This window comes from Nonomuraea sp. NPDC049649, from assembly GCF_040675175.1.
GTDB lineage: Bacteria > Actinomycetota > Actinomycetes > Streptosporangiales > Streptosporangiaceae > Nonomuraea.
The window spans coordinates 409320-433566 of record NZ_JBFAOH010000002.1 but is presented as its reverse complement, the minus strand read 5'-3'; the positions used below and the strand labels follow the sequence as shown (position 1 = coordinate 433566).

General features: G+C 71.7%; 23 protein-coding genes. 20 read left to right on the top strand and 3 right to left on the bottom strand.

Annotation, left to right across the window (positions count from 1 at the left end; genetic code table 11):
- The first annotated feature begins 2 nt into the window (after positions 1 to 2).
- From sufU to AB0J42_RS05250, 3 genes are all read left to right on the top strand, one after another.
- Positions 3 to 443: a Fe-S cluster assembly sulfur transfer protein SufU gene (gene sufU, locus AB0J42_RS05260; protein ID WP_364289090.1), complete on the top strand. Its 441-nt coding sequence runs from the start codon at positions 3 to 5 to the stop codon at positions 441 to 443.
- Entirely contained in the window at positions 440 to 799 is a 360-nt protein-coding gene (locus AB0J42_RS05255; protein ID WP_364289089.1) for a metal-sulfur cluster assembly factor, read from the top strand. Before sufU ends, AB0J42_RS05255 begins: the two co-directional genes overlap by 4 nt.
- Positions 800 to 1101: 302 nt before the next feature.
- Positions 1102 to 2961: a DEAD/DEAH box helicase gene (locus AB0J42_RS05250; protein WP_364289088.1), complete on the top strand. Its 1860-nt coding sequence runs from the start codon at positions 1102 to 1104 to the stop codon at positions 2959 to 2961.
- Positions 2962 to 3380: 419 nt separating this feature from the next.
- Here the strand turns inward: AB0J42_RS05250 and AB0J42_RS05245 are convergent, their stop codons facing one another.
- The gene (locus AB0J42_RS05245; RefSeq protein WP_364289086.1) at positions 3381 to 4298 is read right to left on the bottom strand and encodes an RNA polymerase sigma-70 factor; all 918 of its coding nucleotides are present in this window, start codon (positions 4296 to 4298) and stop codon (positions 3381 to 3383) included.
- A 262-nt stretch (positions 4299 to 4560) separates the two neighbouring features.
- Here AB0J42_RS05245 and AB0J42_RS05240 point away from each other — a divergent pair, with 262 nt between their 5' ends.
- The 7 genes from AB0J42_RS05240 to AB0J42_RS05210 all read left to right on the top strand — a co-directional run bounded on the left by AB0J42_RS05240 (position 4561) and on the right by AB0J42_RS05210 (position 10055).
- Positions 4561 to 5322 carry an SDR family NAD(P)-dependent oxidoreductase gene (locus tag AB0J42_RS05240; protein WP_364289084.1) on the top strand — a complete coding sequence of 254 codons (762 nt, stop codon included), beginning with the start codon at positions 4561 to 4563 and terminating at the stop codon, positions 5320 to 5322.
- Between the two features lie 119 nt (positions 5323 to 5441).
- On the top strand, positions 5442 to 5705 hold the full coding sequence (locus AB0J42_RS05235; RefSeq protein ID WP_364289082.1) for a phosphoribosyl-ATP diphosphatase: 264 nt from the start codon (positions 5442 to 5444) through the stop codon (positions 5703 to 5705).
- A 63-nt stretch (positions 5706 to 5768) separates the two neighbouring features.
- Positions 5769 to 6614, top strand: coding sequence for an ATP phosphoribosyltransferase (gene hisG / locus AB0J42_RS05230; protein ID WP_364289080.1), 846 nt, complete (start codon positions 5769 to 5771; stop codon positions 6612 to 6614).
- 102 nt (positions 6615 to 6716) lie between these two features.
- A complete protein-coding gene (locus tag AB0J42_RS05225) occupies positions 6717 to 7601 on the top strand; it encodes an ABC transporter ATP-binding protein (RefSeq protein ID WP_364289079.1) in 885 nt (294 codons plus the stop codon).
- Positions 7601 to 8335, top strand: a complete 735-nt coding sequence (locus AB0J42_RS05220; RefSeq protein WP_364289077.1) for an ABC transporter permease — start codon at positions 7601 to 7603, stop codon at positions 8333 to 8335. Before AB0J42_RS05225 ends, AB0J42_RS05220 begins: the two co-directional genes overlap by 1 nt.
- Positions 8332 to 9453 (top strand): sensor histidine kinase, encoded by a 1122-nt coding sequence (locus AB0J42_RS05215; protein WP_364289075.1) that lies wholly within the window; start codon positions 8332 to 8334, stop codon positions 9451 to 9453. The genes AB0J42_RS05220 and AB0J42_RS05215 overlap by 4 nt, the downstream gene beginning before the upstream one ends.
- On the top strand, positions 9450 to 10055 hold the full coding sequence (locus AB0J42_RS05210; protein ID WP_364289073.1) for a response regulator transcription factor: 606 nt from the start codon (positions 9450 to 9452) through the stop codon (positions 10053 to 10055). Before AB0J42_RS05215 ends, AB0J42_RS05210 begins: the two co-directional genes overlap by 4 nt.
- A gap of 256 nt (positions 10056 to 10311) precedes the next feature.
- Here the strand turns inward: AB0J42_RS05210 and AB0J42_RS05205 are convergent, their stop codons facing one another.
- Positions 10312 to 11070 (bottom strand): endonuclease/exonuclease/phosphatase family protein, encoded by a 759-nt coding sequence (locus AB0J42_RS05205; protein ID WP_364289072.1) that lies wholly within the window; start codon positions 11068 to 11070, stop codon positions 10312 to 10314.
- A 249-nt stretch (positions 11071 to 11319) separates the two neighbouring features.
- Positions 11320 to 12420, bottom strand: a complete 1101-nt coding sequence (locus tag AB0J42_RS05200; RefSeq protein WP_364289070.1) for an EAL domain-containing protein — start codon at positions 12418 to 12420, stop codon at positions 11320 to 11322.
- A 116-nt stretch (positions 12421 to 12536) separates the two neighbouring features.
- Here AB0J42_RS05200 and AB0J42_RS05195 point away from each other — a divergent pair, with 116 nt between their 5' ends.
- The 10 genes from AB0J42_RS05195 to AB0J42_RS05150 all read left to right on the top strand — a co-directional run bounded on the left by AB0J42_RS05195 (position 12537) and on the right by AB0J42_RS05150 (position 24242).
- The gene (locus tag AB0J42_RS05195; protein WP_364289068.1) at positions 12537 to 13199 is read left to right on the top strand and encodes an acVLRF1 family peptidyl-tRNA hydrolase; all 663 of its coding nucleotides are present in this window, start codon (positions 12537 to 12539) and stop codon (positions 13197 to 13199) included.
- Between the two features lie 93 nt (positions 13200 to 13292).
- Positions 13293 to 14315 (top strand): LacI family DNA-binding transcriptional regulator, encoded by a 1023-nt coding sequence (locus AB0J42_RS05190; RefSeq protein ID WP_364289066.1) that lies wholly within the window; start codon positions 13293 to 13295, stop codon positions 14313 to 14315.
- A 199-nt stretch (positions 14316 to 14514) separates the two neighbouring features.
- On the top strand, positions 14515 to 15138 hold the full coding sequence (locus AB0J42_RS05185) for a DUF624 domain-containing protein (RefSeq protein WP_364289064.1): 624 nt from the start codon (positions 14515 to 14517) through the stop codon (positions 15136 to 15138).
- A 113-nt stretch (positions 15139 to 15251) separates the two neighbouring features.
- Complete coding sequence (locus AB0J42_RS05180; RefSeq protein WP_364289062.1) at positions 15252 to 16691, top strand: extracellular solute-binding protein; 1440 nt, start codon at positions 15252 to 15254, stop codon at positions 16689 to 16691.
- A gap of 61 nt (positions 16692 to 16752) precedes the next feature.
- Positions 16753 to 17730 carry an ABC transporter permease subunit gene (locus AB0J42_RS05175; protein WP_364289060.1) on the top strand — a complete coding sequence of 326 codons (978 nt, stop codon included), beginning with the start codon at positions 16753 to 16755 and terminating at the stop codon, positions 17728 to 17730.
- Positions 17731 to 17742: 12 nt separating this feature from the next.
- Positions 17743 to 18642: a carbohydrate ABC transporter permease gene (locus AB0J42_RS05170; protein WP_364289058.1), complete on the top strand. Its 900-nt coding sequence runs from the start codon at positions 17743 to 17745 to the stop codon at positions 18640 to 18642.
- A gap of 5 nt (positions 18643 to 18647) precedes the next feature.
- Positions 18648 to 21227 carry a Tat pathway signal sequence domain protein gene (locus tag AB0J42_RS05165; protein ID WP_364289056.1) on the top strand — a complete coding sequence of 860 codons (2580 nt, stop codon included), beginning with the start codon at positions 18648 to 18650 and terminating at the stop codon, positions 21225 to 21227.
- A gap of 133 nt (positions 21228 to 21360) precedes the next feature.
- Complete coding sequence (locus tag AB0J42_RS05160) at positions 21361 to 22959, top strand: ABC-F family ATP-binding cassette domain-containing protein (protein ID WP_364289054.1); 1599 nt, start codon at positions 21361 to 21363, stop codon at positions 22957 to 22959.
- Positions 22960 to 23072: 113 nt separating this feature from the next.
- Positions 23073 to 23288: a helix-turn-helix domain-containing protein gene (locus AB0J42_RS05155; protein ID WP_020547488.1), complete on the top strand. Its 216-nt coding sequence runs from the start codon at positions 23073 to 23075 to the stop codon at positions 23286 to 23288.
- 168 nt (positions 23289 to 23456) lie between these two features.
- Positions 23457 to 24242 carry an enoyl-CoA hydratase/isomerase family protein gene (locus AB0J42_RS05150; protein ID WP_364289133.1) on the top strand — a complete coding sequence of 262 codons (786 nt, stop codon included), beginning with the start codon at positions 23457 to 23459 and terminating at the stop codon, positions 24240 to 24242.
- The last annotated feature ends 5 nt before the right edge of the window (positions 24243 to 24247 follow it).

Sequence of the window (24247 nt, the reverse complement as noted above, 5' to 3'; positions counted from 1 at the left end):
CCATGATCGGCGAGTCGATGTACCAGGAGCTGATCCTGGAGCACTACAAGCACCCGCAGGGGCGGGGGCTTCGTGAGCCGTACGACGCGGAGGTTCACCACGTGAACCCCACCTGCGGCGACGAGATCACGCTGCGGGTCCGGGTGGGCGACGCCGGCAAGATCGAGGACGTCTCCTACGACGGGCAGGGGTGCTCCATCAGCCAGGCCGCCGCGTCGGTGCTGTACGAGCTGGCGGCCGGTTCGACCGTCGAGGAGACGATGTCCGTGGTGGACGAGTTCACCCGCCTCATGCAGGGCAGGGGGCAGGTCGAACCCGACGAGGACGTGCTCGGCGACGCGGTGGCGTTCGCCGGGGTGGCCAAGTTCCCGGCGCGCGTCAAGTGCGCGCTGCTGTCGTGGATGGCCTACAAGGACGCTGTGGTGAGGAGTACTACGCGATGAGCAAGCCTGTCGAGACCCCCACCGGCACCGGAGGGGAGGCGACCGTCGACGAACTGATGGAAGCGCTGAAGGACGTCGTGGACCCCGAGCTCGGGATCAACGTCGTCGACCTCGGCCTGGTCTACGGCGTCAACCTCGATGCGGATCCGGACGGCAAGCCCGTCGCGACCATCGACATGACCCTGACCAGCGCCGCCTGCCCGCTGACCGACGTCATCGAGGACCAGGCGCACTCGGCGCTCGACGGCATGGTCTCCGACGTGAAGATCAACTGGGTCTGGATGCCGCCGTGGGGCCCGGACAAGATCACGGACGACGGCCGTGACCAGCTCCGTATGCTAGGCTTCAACGTCTGATATCTTCGGCTGGAGGCTGGCGCCCCCGGCGGCGCCGGCCACTTCAGCGTGCCGAGGGTTCCGGAAAGTCCGGACACTCTCCTCGGGGAATTATTATGATCAAGCCCGTGTTGGCACATAAGGACACCTGACGCCTCATCGCGCGTCCCGCGCCGCCTGCGGCCGGCGCCCTCAGGTGCGCCTTCCCCCAAGCTCCGCCCCGATGGCGGGCGCACTGCAATCTGTACGGCGACGCCGCCGTACGTCCTGGCTCGTCCTTTCGCAGAAGTGACGTGCCACTTCGACTGAAAGGCACGAATTTCGTGACCATACTTGACGCTGCCCTGCCCGAGACGACCCCAGAGCAGGGCCCGTCCGCGTTCGAGCTGCTGGGCCTGCCCAAGCCGCTGGTGAACGGCCTGGCGAGGCAGGGCATCGACTCCCCGTTCCCCATCCAGAGCGCGGCCATCCCCGACGTGCTGGCGGGCGCCGACGTGCTCGGCCGCGGCCAGACCGGCTCCGGCAAGACCCTCGCCTTCGGCCTGCCCACCATGGCCCGCATCGCCGGCGTCAGGCCCGCTCCCGGCCGTCCCCGCGCGATGATCCTCGTCCCCACCCGCGAGCTCGCCCTCCAGGTGCACGACGCCCTCGAACCCCTCGGCCGCGGCCTCGGCCTGCGCATGAAGGTCGTCGTCGGCGGCATGTCCATGGGCAAGCAGATCGACGCGCTGCGCCGCGGCGTCGACCTCGTCATCGCCACCCCCGGCCGGCTCGGCGACCTGATCGGCCAGGGCGAGTGCTCCCTGGAGGACGTCGAGATCAGCGTCCTGGACGAGGCCGACCACATGTGCGACCTCGGCTTCTTCCCGGTGGTCAGCGAACTGCTCGGGCAGACGCCGCCCGGCGGGCAGCGGCTGCTGTTCTCCGCCACTCTCGACGGCGACGTCGACAAGCTCGTCCGGCGCTTCCTGAAGGACCCGGTCACCCACTCGGTCGCCCCCGCCACCTCGCCCGTCGACACCATGGAGCACCACGTGCTCCAGGTGAGCCGGGACGACAAGTTCGACATCACCGCCGAGATCGCCAACCGCGAGGGCCGCACGATCATCTTCGTGCGCACCCAGCACGGCGTCGACCGCCTCTGCAAGCAGCTGGCCCGGGTCGGCGTCAAGGCGGGCGGCCTGCACGGCGGCAAGCGCCAGAACCAGCGCACCCGCATCCTGTCCGAGTTCCGCGAAGGCTCCGTCAACGTGCTCGTCTGCACCGACGTCGCCGCCCGCGGCATCCACGTCGACAACATCAGCCTGGTGCTGCACGTCGACCCGCCCCAGGACCACAAGAGCTACCTCCACCGGGGCGGCCGGACCGCGCGCGCCGGCGAGAAGGGCACCGTCGTCACGCTGGTGCTGCCGAACGAGCGCCGCTCCACCGAGTCGCTGACCCGGCGGGCCGGCATCCACCCGTTCCGCCTCAAGGCGACCCCCGGCCACCCGCGCGTGGCCGAGGTCACCGGCGCCCGCACCCCGAGCGGCGAGCAGATCCCCGTCTGGGAGCCCGACGTCCGCAAGCCGCTGCGGCCCCGCCGCGACAACCACGGCGGCCGCTCCCGCCGCCCCCGCCGCGACTACGACGGCGACCGCCGCCCCCGCCGCAACGAGGACGGCTTCACCCGCCGTCACGAGGGCGACCGCCCGTTCGGCGGCCCGCGCCGCCACGACGGCTTCGGCGACGACCGCCGCGACTCGGGCGGCTACCGCGAATCGCGCACCTTCGGTGAGGACCGCCGTGACGGCGGGTTCCGCCGCAACCAGGGCGGCTACCGCGGTGAGGACCGCCGCGACTCGTACGGCGAACCGCGCACCTTCGGCGAGGACCGCCGCGACCAGGACGGCTACCGCGGCGACCGCCCCTTCCGCGCCGACCGTCCCCAGGGCGGCTACCGCGACGGCGACCGCACCCGCGGCGGCTACCGTGACGACCGCGCCCCGCGCGGTGGCGGCTACCGCTCCGAGGACCGCGGCAACCGCTACTCCGACCGCGGCCGCCCCTCAGGCGACCGTGACCGCGGCTACCGCTCCGACGACCGGCCCCGCGACGGCCACCGCCCGGGCAACTTCCGCTCGGAAGGCGGCAGGGGCAACGGCTACCGCCGCGGCGGATCGGGCCGCCGCTTCGACCGCTGACCCGTAACCGGTAAGTCCTGACACCCTCGCACCGTTCATCCGAACCGTGCGGGGGTGCTGGCGTCTCCGGGGGTTTCTCGCACGGTGCATTCGAACCGTACGGGGGTGCTGGCGTCTCCGGGGGTTTCTCGCACGGTGCATTCGAACCGTACGGGGGTGCCGCGTCTCTGGGGTTCCCGCAGGTGTATTCGGATCGTGCGGGGGTGTCGGCGTCTGTAGCGCTCCGCACGGTGCGTTCGGATCGTGCGGGGGCTGGTCTATGAGGGTGTCCTGCACGTGCGTTTGGATGCGGATGCTGGCGTACGGGGGATTCCCGCACGGTGCACTTGTGCGGGGGAGCCGGCATATGAGGGGTCTCGCGAGGTGCCTTCCTAGGGGCCCCACACGTGCACCCAGTCCCTCATCGCCTTGCCCCGGCGTCACGGCCGGCGGGCGCGGTTGGCTTCGCGGACGATGGCCCAGGCGTCCGCGACCGGGCCCAGGTGGCGCAGTTTGTCGGGGTTGATGACGGCGCGGATGGTCTGGATCCGGCCGCCGAGGATGTCGAACGTGAGGGTGTTGACCACCTTGCCGTCGCGGTCGCGGAAGATCGCCCCGGGCTGGCCGTTGACCTCGTGCGCTTCGATCACACCGCCGATCCGGACGAACGGCCCGGAGATCGCCGACAGGGCTCTGGCCACCTTCGCGGCGCCGAAGACGCCGGCGCCCCACAGCGGGGCGTTGCCGCCGCTGTCGCCGACCATCTGCACGTCGGCGGCGAGCAGCTCGCGCAGCGCGTCCACGTCCCCCTCCCGGAAGGCGTCGAAGAACCGGCCGGCGAGCTCCTCACGTTCCCGCCGGTCGGTCTCGAACCGGGCGCGTCCCGCGTCCATGTGGCGGCGCGCCCGCAACGCGAGCTGGCGGCACGCCGCCTCCGAGCGGCCCACCGCCGAGGCGACCTCGCGGAAGCCGAACCCGAACACCTCCCGCAGCACGAAGACCGCCCGCTCCAGCGGGCTGAGCCGCTCCAGCAGCAGCAGCGCCGCCATCGACACCGAGTCGGCCAGCTCCGCGGACCGCTCCGGGTCCTCGTACGGGTCCTCCAGCAGCGGCTCGGGGAACCAGCGCCCGCTGTACTCCTCCCGCCGGACGCGAGCCGAGCGCAGCACGTCGATCGCGATCCTGGACACCGTGGCCGACAGGAACGCCTTGGCCGACGCCGGCCGCCCGGGGTAGGAGCCGTAGCGCAGCCAGGCCTCCTGGACCGCGTCCTCGGCCTCGCTCACGCTGCCGAGGATCCGGTAGGCGATGGAGAACAGCAGCGGCCGCAGCTCCTGGAACTCCTCGGCCCGGTTCACGACGGCTCTCCTCGCGTGGGCGGGACTCCGTGGAAACCCCGCGTGGGCAACTCCTCGGCCCGGTTCATGACGGTTCCCCTCGTGTGGGCGGGACTCCGTGGAAACCTCGCATGGCCGTCACCTCTCCGATTTCGGTGGCCGTCTCCACTACCCGGGACGAGACAGCCTGCCTGTTCTGTGACATCGGCGCGCCCATGTCACAGAGCGGCCCGGCCGTCTCGTCCCGGGGGAGACAGGCACACTCGTACAGGAGTTGAGGACCATGCAGACAACGGATCAGAAGATCGCGTTGATCACGGGAGCGAACAAGGGGATCGGGCGCGCGACCGCGGAGCGGCTCGCCGGGCTGGGCATGACGGTCCTGATGGGGGCCAGGGACCCGGGGCACGGCGAGGAGGCCGCCGCGGCGGTGCGCGCGGGCGGCGGCGACGCGCACGCGGTCACCCTGGACGTCACCGACGCGGCCACCGTGCGGGAGGCCGCCAGGTGGACGGGGGAGCGCTTCGGCCGCCTCGATGTGCTGATCAACAACGCCGCCATCACCGGCTCCGGCCGGGTGTCGCCCGTGGACGCCGTCGACCAGATCCCCAGCGGTGTCGACCTGGACATGGTCAGGGCGGTGTTCGAGACCAACGTGTTCGGCGTGATCGCGGTGACCAACGCGATGCTGCCGCTGCTCCGGCGGTCGCCGGCGCCGCGCATCGTCAACCTCAGCAGCGGGGGCGGCTCCCTGGCCCTCAACAGCGACCCGGACGGCCCGCTGACAGGGCTGCCGCCGTCCGCCGCGTACTCGCCCTCCAAGACGGCGCTGAACGCGCTCACCGTGCAGTACGCCAACGAACTGCGCAAGGACGGCATCCTGGTCAACGCCGCCGCCCCCGGATACGTCGCCACGGACATCAACGACCATCAGGGGTTCCTCACCCCCGCGCAGGGCGCCGAGGTCGTGGTCCGCCTGGCCACGCTCGACGCCGATGGGCCCACCGCCGGGTTCTTCAGCGTGGACGGCCCCGTGCCCTGGTGACGGCCCCAGCGGGCTTGGACCTGCGCGACGCGCCGAGACACCGGCCTGCCCCTGGGCCAGGCCGGTGTCTGTCGCAGACTAGGCTGGAGTCGCACACCTGCCGACCGACGAGAGAGATCATGAAGACCTTCGAAGAGCTGTTCGCTGAGCTGTCCGAGAAGGCGCAGACCCGGCCCGCGGGCTCGGGCACCGTGGCCGCGCTCGACGCCGGCGTCCATGCCATCGGCAAGAAGGTCGTCGAGGAGGCCGCCGAGAGCTGGATGGCCGCCGAGTACGAGTCGAACGACCGGGCCGCCGAGGAGATCTCCCAGCTCCTCTACCACGTGCAGGTGCTGATGATCGCGAAGGGGATCGGGCTGGACGAGGTGTACAAGCATCTCTAGGGCGCCGAGCGCCCGTTTCCGCCCGTCCCATCACTTCAGCGACACATCCAAGGAAACCACGACATGCTACGTCTGGCCGTACCCAACAAGGGCGCCCTCAGCGAGGCAGCCCAGACCATGCTCCGGGAGGCCGGCTACCGGCCCCGCAGAGACAGCAAGGAACTGTTCGTCGTCGACGAGGCCAACGGCTGCGAGCTGTTCTTCCTGAGGCCCCGCGACATCGCCGTCTACGTGGGCGAGGGCACCCTCGACGCCGGCATCACCGGCCGCGACATGCTCATCGACTCCGGCGCGCCGGCCGAGGAGATCATGCCGCTCGGCTTCGGCGTCTCCACCTTCCGGCTGGCCACCAGGGCGGGCGCCATGAAGAGCGTCCACGACCTCAACGGCCTGCGGGTGGCCACCTCCTACACCGGGCTGCTGGAGAAGTACCTGTCCGACCAGGGCGTGGACGCCCGCGTGATCAAGCTCGACGGCGCCGTCGAGACCGCCATAAGGCTGGGCGTCGCCGACGCGGTGGCCGACGTGGTCGAGACCGGCACCACGCTGCGCAACGTCGGGCTGGAGGTGTTCGGCGACCCGATCATGCACTCCGAAGGGGTGCTGATCAAGCGGCAGGGCACCCCCGACACGCCCGGCCTCGAACAGATCGTCCGCCGCCTCCAGGGTGTGGTCCACGCCCGCGACTTCGTGATGATGGACTACGACATCCGCGCCGAGCGGATCGAGGAGGCCATCGCGATCACGCCGGGCATGGAGGGGCCGACGGTCTCGCCGCTCCACCGCGAGGGCTGGGTGGCGGTACGCGCGATGGTCCGCCGCCAGGGCCACCAGCAGGTCATGGACAAGCTCTGGGACATCGGCGCCCGCGCCATCCTCGTCACCGACATCTACGCCTGCCGCCTCTGACCCCGGCCGGCCGCCTTCGGCACCGGATTCTGACAAATGTCACGGTCAGGACCGGAAGGACGGCACTGACCGCCGCCTCCGGCCGCGCCTAGCGTCGGACCCATGAAAGCCATCGTGTTCGACCAGGCCGGCAAGAGGTTCGGGGACGTGACGGCGGTCGGCGGGCTGTCCTTCGCCATCGAGCCCGGCTCGACCGTGGCGCTGCTCGGCCGCAACGGCGCGGGCAAGTCCACCACCATCCGCATGCTGCTGGGGCTGCTGGAGCCCAGCTCCGGCGCGGTGTACGTGCACGGGCGCCCGCCCCGCGCGGCCGCCGCCGCGGGCGAGCTGGGCGCCATGCTTCAGGAGGGGCGGCTCATCCCGGAGCCGACCGTACGAGAGCTCGTCGCGCTCGTCCGCGGCCTGTACCCGCGCCCGCTCGATCTGGACGAGATCCTCGCCCTCGCCGGGCTGACCGGCCTGGCCCGCCGCCGGGCCGGGACGCTGTCCGGCGGGCAGGCGCAGCGGGTGCGGTTCGCGCTGGCCGTCGCGGGCGCCCCGCGGGTCCTGGTGCTCGACGAGCCCACCGCCGCCATGGACGTGGAGTCCCGGCTCCGGTTCTGGGACGGGATGCGCGACTACGCGGCGGACGGCCGGACGGTGCTGTTCGCCACCCACCACCTGGAGGAGGCCGACGAGCACGCCGACCGGGTGATCGTCCTGGCCGGGGGAGGGCTGGCCGCCGACGGCACCGCGGCGCGGATCAAGGCGGCGGCGGGCGGGCACGTCATCCGGTTCACGCTGGGCGGCCAGCCCGCCTCCGGGCTCGACCGGCTCCCGGGCGTCACCTCCGCCGAGGTCGCCGGCGGCACCGCGGTGCTGCGCACCGACGACGCCGACGCCACCCTCGCCGCGCTCTATCGGCGGACCACGCTCGACGTCCGCGACCTCGAACTCTCCGCGGCCGGGCTGGAGGCCGCCTTCCTCGCGCTCACCAGGGAGCCGTGATGCTGTACTACGCCAGAATCGAGACGCTCCGTACGTTACGCAACAAGCGGTACGCGATCTTCGTGGTGGTCTTCCCCGTCGCCCTCTACCTGATCAACTCCGGCATCTACGGAGAGCAGACCGCCGCGGGCGGCGTCCGCCAGTCGGTCTACCTGATGGTGTCGATGGCCTGTTACGGGGCGCTGGCCGCGGCCATGATGAGCACCGCCCTGCCGTGGGCGCAGGAGCGCGCCTCCGGCTGGAGCGACCAGCTGCGGGTCACCCCGCTGCCGGGCTGGGCGGTCATCGCCGTCAAAGCGGGCGCCGCTCTGCTGCTCGTGCTGCCGGCGCTGGCGCTGGTGTTCGCCGCCGCCGTGGTCGTGGCGGGGGTGTCGCTGCCCGCCGGGCAGTGGGCCCTGCTGGTGCCCGCCCTGTGGCTCGGCACGATCCCGTTCGCCGCTCTCGGGCTCGCCATCGGCTCGCTGCTGCCGCCCGACGCCGCCCAGCCCGCCGCGGTCGCCGTCATGTTCGGGCTGTCGCTCGCCGGCGGCCTCTGGTTCCCCGTCGAGATCATGAGCGGCCCGCTGCGCGCCGTCGCCGCGGCCACCCCGGTCTACCGGTACGCCGAGCTCGGCTGGAGCGTCGTCGCGGGCGGCGGGCTTCCGGCGGCAGGCCTCCTGTCCGTCCTCGCCTGGGCCGTCGCGCTCGGCGCGGCCGCCGTCCAAGCCTTCCGGCGCGCTACCGTGCGGTCATGACCGCGGAGGCGGACACGATCGGGGCGAGCCGCACGCGCCGCCTGGTGCTGATGGCGTTCGGGCTGTGCTACCTGGCCTTCCCGGTGGTGGAGATCGTGCTCGGCAGGCTGACCGGCGCGCGGGCGGTCTGGGCGGGGCTCGCCCTGGCCGCCTTCGCCGTCAGCTATCTGGCCACCGCGCTCGGCCCGCCCGCCTTCGACCAGCCGACCCGATGGACGTATCCGCTGCTCGCGCTCACCACCGTGCTCGGGCTGGTGCCGCCCGCCGTGTTCGGCGGGGTCTGGCTGGCGCTGCCGGTGTTCACGGTCGTGCTGTACGGGATGATCCTGCCGCCCCGGGCCGCGACCGCGGGGATCGGCGCGATCCTGGCCGCGGAGGTGGCCGGCGGGGCGGCCGGCGGCACCGACCCGGCGGTCATCGCCGTCTACGCGCTGCAGGTGGTCACGATCGGGCTGCTGTTCACCCGGGTGCGGCGCACCGGCGTGCTGGCCCGGCGGCTGCGCGACGCGCAGGGCGAGGTGGCCAGGCTGGCCGCCGCCGACGAGCGGCTGCGCATCGCCCGCGACCTGCACGACCTGCTCGGCCACAGCCTGTCCGTGATCGTGCTGAAGGCCGAGCTCGCCGGGCGGCTGGCCGAGGACGTGCCGGAGGTGCGGCGGGAGATCGGCGACATCGAGTCGGTCGCCAGGAAGGCTCTGGCGGAGGTGCGCGAGGCCGTCGCCGGCTACCGTCAGCGCAGCCTGGCCGAGGAGATCGACGGCGCCGTCGCCGTGCTGCGCGCCGCCGGGGCCGAGGCGCGCACCCGCCTGCCGGGCCCGCCGCTGCCGCCGCGGGCCGATGCCCTGCTCGCCTGGGCGGTACGGGAGGGCGTCACCAACGTGGTCCGGCACGCCGGGGCCGCACACTGCACGATCGACGTGACGTACGAGGAAGGGACGGCCACCCTGGACATCGTGGACGACGGGCACGGCGGCGCGCGCCGCGACTCGGGCAGCGGGCTGGCCGGGCTCGCCGAACGCGTCCGCGACGCGGGCGGCGTCCTGGAGGCGGGGCCCGGGCCGGAGGGCGGCTTCCGCCTGCGCGTCCAGGTGCCGGCCGGAGCGGAGGACGCCGGATGATCAGAGTGATGCTGGCCGAGGACCAGAGCATGGTACGGGGCGCGCTCGCCTCGCTGCTCGGGCTGGAGCCCGACATCGAGGTCGTCGGCGAGGCCGGCGACGGCGAGGAGGCGGTCGCCGTCGCCGCGGCGAAGCGGCCCGACATCGCGCTGCTCGACATCGAGATGCCCGGCGGTGGCGGCATCGCGGCCGCCGAGCGGATCCGCGCCGCCGTGCCCGGCTGCCGGGTGATGATCCTGACCACCTTCGGCAGGCCCGGCTACCTGCGCACCGCCATGGAGGCCGGGGCGGTGGCCTTCCTGGTGAAGGACAGCCCGGCGCGGGAGCTGGCCGCGGCGATCCGGCGGGTGCGGGACGGGGAGCGCGTCATCGACCCGGACCTGGCTGCCGCCGCGCTGACCGCCGGGCCCAACCCGCTGTCGGCCCGTGAGCGCGACGTGCTGGCGGCGGCCACCGACGGAGCCACCATCGGCGAGATCGCCGGACGCCTGCACCTGTCGGAGGGCACGGTCCGCAACTACCTGTCGTCGGCCATCCAGAAGACGCACGCGCGCAACCGCATCGAGGCCGCCCACCGCGCCCGCCTCCAGGGCTGGCTCTAGCGGTCGTCCCTCCACGGTTCATCTCGCCGGCCCGCGGCGGGAGCGGTCAGCGGCGACGCCGGCACCCGCGTGCACGAGCCGCTGCACCGCTTCCACCTGGAGGTCCCCGCCGATGGTGCGATCGCGGCCAGGGGACGGGAGAAGGACGCCCGAAGCGCGCTTCGCGTAAGGCGCGGAGGTTCTGCTGTCCGCAAGGTGCGAGGGCTCTAGGAACCCCGTAAGGCGCAGGGGCTCTGGTAGTAGGGGCGCGGGGGCTCTAGTAGCGCAGCTCGGCCAGTACGCCGTAGTGGTCGGAGCCGGGGTCGGGGCCGTCGCCGACGACCTCGCAGCGCACCGGGTGGCCCGCGCCGCCCGGGCGCGGCCAGGCGCTGAACACGTAGTCGAAGCGGCGGTCCGGGTAGAGGGCGGGGCGGGCGTACGGGTTGGCGTTGCTCCAGGTGTGGCCGGGGCCGCCCGTGCCCGCCATCTCCCAGGCGTCGTAGAAGACCACGCCCGGTGAGCCCGGCGCCGTCCGGCCGGTGAGCATCCTGATCTCGTCGCTGTCCGGCGGGGCGTTGAAGTCGCCGCACACCACCACCGGGTGCCGGCCCGCGGCCGCCCGTGCGACGAACGCCGTCAGCGCCCGCACCTGGTCCTGGCGTTTCTCCGAGTCGCCGAGCCGGTAGGCGCCGAGGGCCACGCTGAACACCTGCAGCGGCCCGCGCGGCCCGTCCAGTTCGCAGAAGAGCGCGCCGCCCGGCTGGATGCCTCCGGGCAGGGTCCGCTGTTCCTGCCGGACCATCGGCCAGCGTGACAGGATCGCGCACAGCCGCCCCGGTGTGGTGGCGGCGTGCTCGTAGCCGAGTTCCCGCCCGTCCCACTCCTGGAGGGCGACCACGTCCGGGTCCAGTTCGCGGACCAGCTTGGCGATCCGTTCCGCCCGCTGCTCGTGCGGTCCGTGCTCGCCCCACACGTTCCAGGTCAGCACCCGTACCGTCGTCTCGATCAGCGGCCCGTACGGCTCGGCCCAGTCCATGCCAGTCCTTTCACGGTGCGTCCGCCGCGGCCCGGCGCACCTTCCGTCACACGCTCCCTTCCTATCCCGGTACGCAGTGATCTGCCCAGAGGGCGAGGCGAGTCGTTACCTGGCTGATCAGTCTGAGATCCAGAGGGTGGGTTGGTGGTTCATCCCGGTATGCGGCGGTCTGCCCAGAGGGCGAGGCGAGTCGTTACCTGGCTGATCAGTCTGAGGGCGCGGTGGTTCGTCACGGTGGACTGAGAGGGGTTATCTGGTGGGGCGGGTCGGAGGTCCGGGGGAGGTCGAGGCGGTGGTTCGTCCTGATGGGTGGTGGTCTGCCCAGAGGGTGGGGCGGGTGGTCACCTGGCGGATCAGGTCGGAGACGCGGACGATGCCCAGGCAGCGGTTCACCTCGTCGGTGACCACCAGGTCGTCGTAGACGCGGCCGGTGTCGCGGCCGGCCGCCTGCATGGCCGCCACCGCGGGAGTGGTCAGCGGGACCGTGCGCGGCGGGTCGGCCAGCCTGCGTGCCGGTTTGGAGCCGTACAGGGCGTGGCCGTAGCGGGTGGCGATCGACAGGAGGAACCGGCCGCGGTCCAGGCTGCCTTTGGGCCGCTGGTACTCGTCCACCAGGATCACGCTGGTGATCGAGGACTCGCGGCCGAACGTCTCCACCGCCTCCTCCGCCTTGGCGTCCTCGGGCAGCGTCACGGCCGGGAGCAGCAGTTCCTGCACGCGGGGGCCGAGCGTCGCCGTCTCCGCCGGTGAGGCCCCTGCGGCGAGCGGTACCCGTACCAGGCCGTCGGGGCCGGGCGACAGCAGCGGCCCGGTCGCCAGCCGCGCGCCCCACGTGCGGGCCGCCGCGAGCTGCGTCTCGTCCTCGACGGCGGGGGCGAGCAGGTGGGCGCCGACGCCGCGCGTGAGCGTCGCCACGGCGCGGGCCGCCGCCGTGGCCCGGTGGTCGCGGGGCGCCCGCGCGATCAGTTCCGGGGCGATGCCCACCAGGTACGGGGACGCGTCCGCGATGAGGTCGAGCGGCACGTGCCCGGTGCCGGCGCCGCCGAAGCCCAGCAGGTAGCCGTGGGTGCGCAGCCCGTCGAGGGCCACGCCGAGCAGCCGGCGGTCCTGCGGCGCGCAGGGGCCGCTCAGCAGCAGGATCATCTCGCGCGGATGCCGGCCCGCGCGGCGCAGCGCCTCGTGCAGCGGGGCCATGGCGCCGGCGCCCGACAGCACGACGGGGACGGGGACGTCCAGCACCATCGGCAGGGGCGCGGCGCGGAGCTGTCCCGAGGGGTCGAGCATCGCCGGACGGGCGATCACCGAACCCGTGTCGAGGTCCACGATGGGGCCTGTGATCAGGGAGGACACGTAGCGATGATGCTCGGTCACGGGGACGCCGCGACAGGCTGCGGGGACGGAATTCACCGACATTTCCCCCGAGATTCCCCGGCTGGTGAACGAAGGATGTCGGCTAGCCTTCCGGCATGAGCGCGCGACCGGCGAAGGGCGGCGGCCGGTGGGTGTCGGTGCCGCCGGAGCGGCTGAACCCGTGGATCGACGGGTTCGCCGCCCGCCACGGGCCCTTCGAGGCCGACGGTGACGACCGCATGGTGCGGCTGGCGGCCCGCGACGGCGCGCTGGCCGCCCTGCACGTGCCGTTCCCGCCGATGCGGCCCGGCCCGCCGCACGTGACCCGGCTGGTCGAGCACGCTCTCGCCGCCCGGCGGGTGGGGGTGGTGCTGGTACGGCGCGGCGGGTACGCGGCGGGGGTGTTCGACGGCACGGAGCTGGTGGCCTCCAAGGTCGGGTCGCGGCTGGTGCAGGGGCGCACGGCGGCGGGCGGCTGGTCCCAGCAGCGCTTCGCCCGCCGCAGGTCCAACCAGGCGGGCAAGGCGCTGGAGGCGGCGGCCGAGACGGCGCTGCGGGTCCTGACGCCCCACCTGGACGGGCTGGACGCCGTCGTGCTGGGCGGCGACCGGCGGGCGGTGGACGCGCTCCGCGCCGACCGGCGCCTGGCGCCGCTGCTGGCGCTGGAGGCGGCGCCTTTCCTGACGGTCCCGGACCCGAAGCTGGCGGTGCTCAAGGAGACCCCGGCCCTGTTCCGGGCCGTCCGCGTCGATCTGACGGATCCGCCCGGGGGCGGCTGATCACGGGAACGGCACATGTTTGAGACGATTCAAAAAAATCTTCAGGACGGCTATGATGGTCGCGTTCACAGCGGCACGGCCTCGTGAGGATCAATGGGGACCAGGAGCATCAAAGAGGTCGCGCAGCTGGCGCGGGTCTCGGTCGGCACCGTGAGCAACGTGCTCAACCGCCCTGAGATCGTCTCCCCGGCCACGCGTGAGCGGGTCTTCGAGGCCATCCGCGAGCTGGGCTTCGTCCGCAACGAGGTGGCCCGCCACCTGCGCGTCGGGCGCAGCCGCACGGTCGGGCTGGTCGTCCTGGACGTGTCCAACCCGTTCTTCGCCGACGTCGCCCAGGGCGCCGAGGCGGTGGCCGACGAGCACGACACGATGATGATGCTCTGCAACAGCTCGGCCGACCCCGACCGCGAGCGCCGCCACCTCGACCAGCTCGAACAGCAGCGGGTGCTGGGCATCCTGATCACCCCGGTCGACGCCGCCAGCCCGCGGCTGGCCGAGCTGACCGCGCGGGGCACGCCCGTGGTGCTGGTCGACAGCGCCGCCACCGGCATGCAGTGCTCGGTCGCGGTCGACGACCGGCTCGGCGGTCAGGTGGCCGCCGCCCACCTGATCGAGCGCGGTCACCGGCGCATCGCGTTCGTCGGCGGGCCGTTCTCGATCAAGCAGGTGGCCGACCGCTACGCCGGGGCCTCCGCCGCCGTCGAGGCCGCGGGGGAGGGGGTCGAGCTGGTCGACTTCGAGACCGCGGCGCTGGGTGTGGCCGCCGGGCGGGCCGCCGGCGAACGGCTGGCCGCGCTGCCCGAACGGGAGCGGCCCACGGCCGCCTTCTGCGTCAACGACCTGCTCGCCCTGGGGTTCCTCCAGGCCATGTCGCTGCGCGGGCTGAAGGTGCCCGGCGACGTGGCGATCGTCGGCTACGACGACATCGACTTCGCCGCCGCCGCGGCGGTGCCGCTGTCGTCGGTGCGCCAGCCGCGCGAGCTGCTCGGCCGCACCGCCATCGAGCTGCTGCTGGAGGAGGTCTCCTCGCCCGGGGAGCACCGGCACCGGCAGGTGATCTTCCAGCCGGACCTGGTGGTCCGGGAGTCGAGCAAGGCGCTGCGCGAGAACGGCTGAGGGTTTCTCGTACGGGCGGCCGCGGGTAACAGGTGAGGCGGGGTCGCGATTCGGAGTCCCCGGCTCATTGACTTTGAGTCGATTCAACACTACTTTCGCAGCAACCGATGCCGTTCACCCCCGCGTAACGGGACGGGAACCACGACGTCACGCGTCCTCTTCCCGGGTCCGCGCACACGCCACGAGAAGGTGCTGCCGGATGAGCCATCCCGCCATGTCAATCAGGTTGCAGGCCGCCTGTTCCGAGGTGGTCTGGGCGGCCAGGCTGAACGCGCTGTGGATCGGCTTCACCCTCCTCGGCGGCGTCGTGCTCGGGATCGGGCCCGCCACCGTCGCCGCGTACACGCTGGCCCGCAGGCACGCCCGAGGTGAAACGATTCACGGATGGGCGGAGTTCTGGCGCGTCTACCGGCGCGAGTTCGTCCGCGCGTCGCTGCTCGTCCTGCCGCTGGCGGTGGCCGCCACCGTCCTGGCCGGCAACTTCCTGTACTTCGCGAACGCGGGGGCCACCGGGTGGCAGGCGGCCACGCTGGTGGCGCTCGTGGCGCTGGCCGCCGTCGGGTGCTACCTCGGGCCGCTCTACGCCCACTACGACCTGCCCCTGGCGGCCTACCTGCCGAAGGCGTCCCTGCTCGCGCTCACCCGGCCGGCCTCGTCCGTACTGCTGCTGTTCGTGCTCGCCGCGGTCGTCTTCGCGACGGCGGCGGCGCCCCTCCTCGCACTGGTCCTCAGCGCCGGCGCGTGGATCTACCTCAACACGTGGCTCTGTCTGCGCTTCTTCGAGGAGAACGAGGCGCGCCTCGATTCGAAAGGGAACCGATGACCGCATCCCGTCGTCGCCGGCTGGCTGCCGGCGCGTTAACGCTGACAGCAGCTCTCCTCGCGTCCGCCTGCTCCGCCGGCGGCGATGAGGCCGCGGACCTCAGCACCCTGACCATGATGGTCCCGCTCTTCCAGACCGCCCCCGACCCGGAGGGCGAGGTGCAGCAGGCGGTCGAGAAGCTGGTGGGCAAGAAGCTGCAGATCACCTGGGTGCCCAACGCCGAGTACAACGAGAAGACCAACGTCACCCTCGCCTCCGACGCCCTGCCCGACGTCATGGTCATCCAGGACCCCAAGGGCGCCTCGTTCGTCCAGGCCGCCAAGGCGGGAGCGTTCTGGGACCTGACCGACAAGCTCGACAAGTACCCGAACCTCAAGCCCAGGTCCGAGCAGGCCTGGATCAACTCCAAGACCGACGGCCGCAACTACGGCGTCTACCGGGTCCGCCCGCTGCTGCGCTCGGCGGTCATCCTGCGCAAGGACTGGCTCGGCAAGCTGGGCCTGGAGCTGCCCAAGACCACCGACGACCTGTACGAGATCGCCAAGGCGTTCACCGAGAAGGACCCCGACGGCAACGGCGAGAAGGACACCTACGGCCTCATCCTGCCGAAGTGGCCCGCCCCCGTGTTCTCCGCGTCCAGCCCGTACAACGCCATCGACGTCTGGTTCGGCACGCCCAACAACTACGGCATGCGCGACGGCAAGCTCGTGCCCGAGTTCGACGTGCCGGAGTTCTGGGAGGCGCAGAAGTACATCAAGAGGTTCATCGACGAGGGCCTGGTCAACCCCGACTGGGCCACCCTGGACACCGGCAAGTGGAACGACCCGTTCCTCCAGGGCAAGGGCGGCATCATCATCGACGTCAACGTCCGGGCCGGTGAGCTGTTCGACAAGTTCAAGGAGCTGGACCCGGAGACCTACGACCAGAAGGTCGCCATGGCGGGCAACCTCAGCAGGCCCGACGGGCAGAAGTTCTCCCTGCCGTTCACGGGCCACAACGGCATCGTGACCGTCTCCAAACAGCGCGTCCGCACCGAGGAGCAGCTCGACGACGTGCTGTCCGCCCTGGACAAGCTGGCCGGCAAGGAAGGCTCGATCCTGCTGAACAACGGCATCGAGGGCCGCAACTTCAAGGTCGAGGACGGCTACGCCGTCAAGATCAACGAGGACGACCCGGCGGTCAAGGTCATCAACAACGACGTGCAGTTCGGCTTCATCCAGCTCGGCACCACCGCCAGCGTCGGCGTCGCCGGCGACGCGTACGAGTGGATGCGTCCCAGCGAGGCCGAGAAGGAGTGGCTCAAGCAGCGCGACGAGCTGGCGGAGCTCGACCTGCAGACCGCGGTGCACGACCCGTCGCTGCCGGTCATCTCGCAGACCGCGGTCGAGAAGGGCGCCACGCTCGGCCCGATCCCGACCGACGCCCGCATCAAGTATCTCGCCGGGGCCCTGTCCGAGGAGCAGTTCAAGGCCGAGATCAAGCGCTGGTACGACAGCGGCGGCACCCAGATCCTCGCCGAGCTCCAGGAAGGGATCTCCAAGCTAGGCGGCTGACGGCCCGACCCGAGAGGCCCGGGGCCGCCCCCCGGGCCTCTCCTCGCGAAAGGAGGCCGCCGTGGCCACCGATCTGGCGCCGCCCCTCGCCGAGGCGGCCCCCAAGAAGAAGCGGGACGGATCCGGCGGGGTGCGGGTCCGCGCGGCGCTGACGCGCTACCGCTGGCTGTACGTGATGCTCGTCCCCGGTCTGGTCTACTTCGCGCTCTTCAGGTATCTGCCGCTGTACGGCCTGACCATCGCCTTCCAGGACTTCGTGCCGTTCCTCGGCTACTCCGGGAGCCCCTGGGTCGGCCTCAAGCACTTCGAGGCGCTGTTCGCCGGGCCGGACTTCGCGCGGCTGCTCTTCAACACCCTGTTCCTCGCCCTGCTCACCGCGGTCTTCGTCTTCCCCGCGCCGATCATCCTGGCGCTGCTGCTGAACGAGCTGCGGGTCAGCGTCTACCGGCGGTTCGTGCAGTCGCTGATCTACATCCCGCACTTCCTGTCCTGGACGATCGTCTTCTCGCTGACGTACCTGCTGTTCGCGGTGGACTTCGGCGTGATCGCGAGCTGGATCCACGCCCTGTCCGGCGGCGGTCCCCGGGTCGACTACATGGCCCAGCCGGAGTGGTTCCGGCCGCTGGTCATCCTGCAGCTGCTGTGGAAGACGTCGGGCTGGGGGACGATCATCTATCTGGCCGCGCTGGCGGGCGTCGACACCCAGCTGTACGAGGCGGCGCGGATGGACGGCGCCGGCCGTTTCCGGCAGTTCTGGCACGTCACCCTGCCGGCGATCCGCCCGACGATCGTCGTCATGGCGATCCTGACCTCCGGCAACCTGCTCGACCAGAGTTTCGAGCAGATCTGGCTGCTCACCAACTCGCTGAACCGCTCGACCGCCGAGGTGTTCGACACCTTCGTCTACTACGTCGGCATCGCCGGGGGCGGCTACAGCTACGCCACCGCGGTCGGCCTGTTCAAGGGCATCGCCGGTGTCATCCTGATCTTCGGTGCCAACTGGCTGGCCAAGCGCATGGGCCAGCGGGGACTCTTCTAGGAGCGCGCGGCCGTGTCCGACAAGAAATCCGCCCACACGCCGATCAAGCACTACAGCTCGCTCGGCAGCCGCGTGTTCGACACGCTCAACGTGCTCCTGCTCGGCTCGGTGGCGCTGATCACCGTGCTCCCGCTGTTCTACGTGCTCGCCGGGTCGTTCGCGACCGAGTCGGAGATCTCCACCCGGCCGTTCTTCCTGTGGCCGGAGAAGTTCGTCACCAGCACGTACGAGTACATCTTCGCCAACGACACCATGCTGCGGGCGCTGCTCACCACCATCGCGGTGACCGCGGTGGGCACGCTGGTGCAGGTCGCGCTGACCTTCACCATGGCCTACCCGCTGTCGAAGCGTTACCTGCCGGGCCGCACCCTGGTGCTGAACCTGGTCGTGTTCACGCTCGTCTTCGGCGGCGGCATCGTGCCGACCTACCTGGTGGTGCGCGACCTGGGGCTGCTGGACAGCTACTGGGCGCTGATCCTGCCGCTGGCGATCAACCCGTTCTACCTGATCATTGTGAAGTCGTTCTTCCAGGAGCTGCCCCAGGCCCTGGAGGAGGCGGCGCGGATCGACGGCTGCAACGAGATGGGCGTCTTCCTCAAGATCGTCATGCCGCTGTCGAAGCCGATCATCGCCACGTTCTCGCTGTTCTACGCGGTGGGCATCTGGAACGACTACATGTCGCCCCTGCTGTATATCAACGACAACGACAAGTGGACGCTGCAGGTGCTGGTCCGGCAGCTCACCAGCCCCGACGCGGCCAACGCCATCAGCGCCCTGGACACGGTGTTCTTCCCCGCCAAGGGCCTGATGTTCGCGGTCGTGGTCATCGCGACGCTGCCGATCCTGGTGTTCTACCCGTTCCTGCAGAAGCACTTCGCCAAGGGCGTGCTGATCGGGTCGGTGAAGGAGTGACCGGCATGGAGACGTCGCTGCGCTGGCTGGACAGCCCGGGCGGGCAGGGGGTGACCTGGGGCGTCCCGTGGCCGCGCGGCGCCGTCTCCCCGGACGCCCCCTTCGCCCTCACCGGTCCCGGCGGGCAGGAGACGCCGGTGCAGAGCTGGGTGACCGCCACCTGGCCGGACGGCTCGGTCAAGTGGTCCGCCCACGCCGCCGTACCTCCCGGCGACGGCCCGTACCGGCTCCACCCGGGGCAGGAGCCCGCCGCGCCCCCGTCGCCCGTCACCGTCGCCCGCGAGAACGGGCGGCTCACCGTGAGCACCGGGACCGTCGCCTGGACGATCGAGGACGCGGGGGAGACGCTGGTCCGCTCCGCCGCCCGCGACGGCCGGGAGATCCTCCGCGACGTCCGCCTGATCAGCCTGCGCCAGGACGGGCCCACCCCCGACGAGGGCGGCACCGTACACCGCCAGAGGGCCACCGGCCGGATCGAGCGCGTCACCGTCGAGCAGGACGGGCCCGTCCGCGCGGTCGTCAGGGCGGAGGGCCGGCACGGCGACTGGCTGCCCTTCACCGTCCGCCTGTACTTCTACGCGGGCGCCGAGGACGTGCGGATCGTGCACAGCTTCGTCTGGGACGGCGACCCCGGCCGCGACTTCCTCGCCGGGCTGGGCCTGCGCGCCGGCGTGGTGATGCGGGACGAGCCGCACGACCGGCACGTCCGGCTGGCCGGGCCCGGCGGCTTCCTCACCGAGGCGGTGCGCGGCCTGACCGGCCTGCGCCGCGACCCCGGCGAGGAGGTCCGGCGCGCCCAGGTGGCGGGCCGCCCGTGCGGCCCCATCGGCGACCCCGAGGTGTCCGGCCGCCTCCACCTCATCCCCGCCTGGAACGACTACACCCTCGACCAGCTCTCCGCCGACGGCTACCTGCTGCGCAAGCGCACCGCCGAGGGCCACGCCTGGGTGACGATCCCGTCCGGCACCCGCTCGGCCGGGTACGGCTACCTCGGCGGCGTCAGCGGCGGCCTCGGCTTCGGCCTGCGCGACTTCTGGCGGCTGCACCCCACGCGGCTCGACGTCCGCGACGCCGCCCAGGACCTGGCCACCGCCACGGTCTGGCTCTGGTCCCCGTCCGCGCCCGCCATGGACCTGCGGTTCTGGCACGACGGCCTCGGCCAGGACACCCACGCCGCCCAGCTCGAAGGCCTGGAGATCACGTACGAGGACCACGAGCCGGGCTTCGGCGACGCGCACGGCATCGCCCGCACCCACGAGCTGACCCTGCGCGTGTACGGCGCGACGCCCGCGCACCCGGACCTGGCGGCGCACGCCGCCGCGATGAACGAGCCGCCGCTGCTGGTCGCGGGCCCCGGGCGGATCCGGGCGGCGGGCGTGTTCGGCGACTGGGCCCCCGCCGACCGGAGCACGCCCGCCCGCGCCGCGATCGAGGACCGCCTGGACTTCCTGTTCGACCTGTACGAGCGAGAACGCGAGCAGCGCCGCTGGTACGGCTTCTGGGACTACGGCGACGTGATGCACACCTACGACGCCGACCGCCGCACCTGGCGCTACGACGTCGGCGGCTACGCCTGGGACAACTCCGAGCTCTCGCCCGACCTGTGGCTGTGGTACCAGTTCCTGCGCACCGGCCGGGCCGGCGTGTTCCGCTTCGCCGAGGCCATGACCCGCCACACCGGCGAGGTCGACGTCTACCACCTGGGCCGGTGGAAGGGCCTGGGCAGCCGGCACAACGTGCAGCACTGGGGGTGCAGCTGCAAGCAGCTGCGGATCTCCAGCGCGGTCTACCGGCGGATCTTCTACTACCTGACCGCCGACGAGCGGACCGGCGACCTGCTCGACGAGGTGGCCGGGGCCGAGGAGGCGTACGCCGCGCTCGACCCGCTGCGCAAGCTCCGCCGGGGCGGTCACGACCCGTCGGCCCCGTCCGTCGGGCTCGGCACCGACTGGGGGGCGCTCGCCGCCGCCTGGCTGACCCGCTGGGAACGGCACGGCGACGAGCGGGCCAGGGACCGGCTGCTGGGCACCATGACCGGCATCGGCGCGCTGCCCCGCGGCTTCCTGACCGGCGAGGCCCGCCTCGACCTGGCCACCGGCCGGTTCGACACCTCGCGCGACGCCGTCGAGGTCTCGCACCTGTCGGCGGTCTTCGGCCTGCCCGAGATCTGCTCGGAGCTGATCGCGCTCGGCCTGGACGCGCCCGGCTTCGAGCGGGCCTGGCTCGACTACTGCCGGCTCTACCTCGCCGCGCCCGAGCGGCAGGCCGCCGAGACCGGCCGCGCGCTGACCGGCATCTCGCTGATCCAGGCCCACAGCCGCCTGGCCGCCTACGCCGCGGCCCGCCTCGGCGACGCCGGGCTCGCCGCGCTGGCCTGGCGGAAGTTCTTCCGCGACGAGGGCGACCAGCTCAACAGCAACGCGCTGCAGCGCGAGCCGGAGTGGCGGCTCACCCGTGTCGAGGGGCCGCACGTGCCCGCCGCGCTCTGGGACGCGCCGTTCGTCAGCACCAACGACGCCGCCCAGTACGGGCTCGCGGCGATCCAGAACCTGGCCCTGATCCCCGGGCACCTGCCGGAGGACTGACCGGTACACCGCTGCTCACGCAGAGTTGGAGCTCCAGCAACGGGCCCTACACTGATCGGTATGCACACTCCCGATTGACCGGCGTCGCACGCCCTCATCCCTCGTCTCCTAGCACGGGAGTGCTTCGCCAATCATGATCATTGCTACTGACATCGAACTGCGTGCGGGCTCGCGGCTCCTCATCGAGAACGCCTCCTTCCGGGTCAACCCCGGTGACAAGATCGGGCTCGTCGGCCGCAACGGCGCCGGCAAGACGACGCTGACCAAGGTGCTGGCCGGAGAGGCGCTGCCCGCCGGCGGCACCGTCACCCGCACCGGCAGCGTGGGCTACCTGCCGCAGGACCCGCGCACGGGCGACCTGGACGTGCTCGCCCGCGACCGCGTGCTCTCGGCCCGGGGCCTGGACACGGTCCTGCGCGAGCTGCGCGAGGCCGAGCGGGCCATGTCCTCGGCCGACGACCGCACGCGCGAGAGGGCGGTCCGGCGCTACGGCCGCCTCGAAGACCAGATGCACGTGCTCGGCGGCTACGCCGCGGAGTCGGAGGCGGCCGCCATCGCCTCCTCCCTCGGCCTGCCCGACAGGGTGCTGGGACAGCCCCTGAAAACGCTTTCTGGCGGTCAGCGGCGCCGGGTGGAATTGGCCAGAATTCTTTTCAGTGACGCGGAAACTCTCCTTCTGGACGAGCCGACAAACCACCTAGATGCGGACTCAATCGGGTGGCTTCGTGATTTTTTGCGATCTCATCAGGGCGGCTTGGTGATCATCAGCCACGACGTCCAGCTTCTTGAAGCCACGGTCAACAAGGTCCTCCACCTGGACGCCAACCGGTGCGTCGTCGACCACTACAACGTCGGCTGGAAGACCTACCTCGCCCAGCGCGAGACCGACGAGAAGCGCCGCAAGCGCGAGCGCGCCAACGCCGAGAAGCAGGCCGGCGCGCTCCTGGCGCAGGCCGACAAGATGCGCGCCAAGGCCACCAAGGCCAAGGCCGCGCAGGACATGATGCGCCGCGCGCACCGCATGCTGGCCTCCACCGAGGAGGAGCGCGTCAGCGACAAGGTCGCCAGGCTGCGCTTCCCGGAGCCGCAGCCGTGCGGCCGCACCCCGCTGATCGCCGAGGGGCTGTCGAAGTCCTACGGGTCGCTGGAGGTCTTCACCGACGTGGACGTGGCCATCGACCGAGGTCACCGGGTGGTCATCCTCGGGCTCAACGGCGCCGGCAAGACCACCCTGCTGCGCCTGCTGGGCGGTCTGGAGAAGCCCGACACCGGGGAGATCCGGCCCGGCCATGGGCTCAAGATCGGCTATTACGCCCAGGAGCACGAGACGCTCGACGGCGACAGGACCGTCCTGGAGAACATGCGCTCGGCGGGCGGCGCGTTCACCGACGCCGAGCTCCGCAAGGTCCTCGGCTCGTTCCTGTTCTCCGGCGACGACGTCGACAAGCCCGCCCGGGTGCTCTCCGGCGGCGAGAAGACCCGCCTCGCGCTGGCCACGCTGGTGCTGTCCAGCGCCAACGTCCTGCTGCTCGACGAGCCCACCAACAACCTCGATCCGGTGAGCCGTGAGCAGGTCCTCAATGCACTGAGGTCGTATTCAGGAGCTATCGTTCTTGTAACCCATGATGAGGGTGCCGTTGACGCCCTGTCACCAGATAGGGTGATCTTGCTACCTGACGGAACTGAAGACGCATGGAGCGAAGAATTTTCCGATCTTGTGGCACTTGCCTGATCTTAATTTGAGTGGGTACGGATCTTTTCCCGTGGAGTAGGTAGCCGATCCCGCTGAAATGACTGATCATGGCGGAGTAACGCTGCGGAAGTCCGGCACTACAGGAGGTACTCGTGGCCGAGACACTGAAGAAGGGCACCCGTGTGACGGGGGCCGATCGCGAGAAACTGGCCGGCGATCTGAAGAAGCGCTATGCCGCGGGCGAGAGCATCCGCGCCCTGGCCGCTTCGACCGGCCGGTCCTACGGGTTCATCCACCGCATCCTCAGCGAGTCCGGCGTGACTCTGCGCGGGCGCGGAGGGGCGACCCGGGGTAAGTCCAAGCGCTGACGGCCGCCTCGGAACGTGCGACCGCAGCCGCTCGTCCCTAGTCAGCCTGCCGTCGCGCCCGAGCCCAGAATGTCATTCTGTAAGCTCGGGCGCGACGGTCCAGCGAGGAGGGCAGCGGTGATGGCGGACGTGAAGGCGCCACAGCAGCGCGGGGGGTACGCGGAGGAGATGTCCGCCGACCATCTGGCGGAGATCGGCCTGCGCTACGAGGTGGACGGTGAGATAGCCACGGTCACCCTCGATCGGCCGGACAAGCGCAACGCGCAGACGTTCGCGACCTGGTCGGCCCTGAGGAGCATCGGCGACGCCCTGCCGGAGCAGGTGCGCGTGGTCGTGGTGAAAGGTGAGGGACCGTCCTTCTCGGCAGGCATCGACCTGCGGATGTTCAGTGACGAGGGGGTGCCGGGGCAGGGCTCGTTCGGCTCGGCGAGCAGCCAGGACGACGACTCGCTCAAGCAGGCGGTCGACAAGGCCCAGCAGGGCTTCCTGTGGCTGCGCCGCCCCGATATCGTCTCCGTCGCGGCCGTGCAGGGGCACGCGATCGGCGCGGGATTCCAGCTCGCGCTCGCCTGCGACCTGCGGATCGTGGCCGACGACGTCAAGTTCTGCATGAAAGAGCCCGCACTCGGGCTGGTGCCCGATCTGACCGGCACCAAGCCCCTGGTGGAGCTGGTGGGCCTGGCCAAGGCGATCGACATCTGCCTGACCGCCAGGGTGGTGGAGGCCGACGAGGCCTACCGCATCGGCCTGGCCGAGCAGGTGGTCGCCGCCGGCGACCTGGCCGGGGCCGTGGCTGAGAAGGCCGCGCAGCTGCTGTCGACCGACCGGGACGCGGCGGCCGCGACCAAACGACTGCTCCAGGGCGCGTCCGGGCGCACCCTCGACGAGCAGCGAGCGGCGGAGGGCGCCGAGCAGGCCCAGCGCCTCAAGGCCCTCTTCGGCGGCCGGTCCTGACCTCA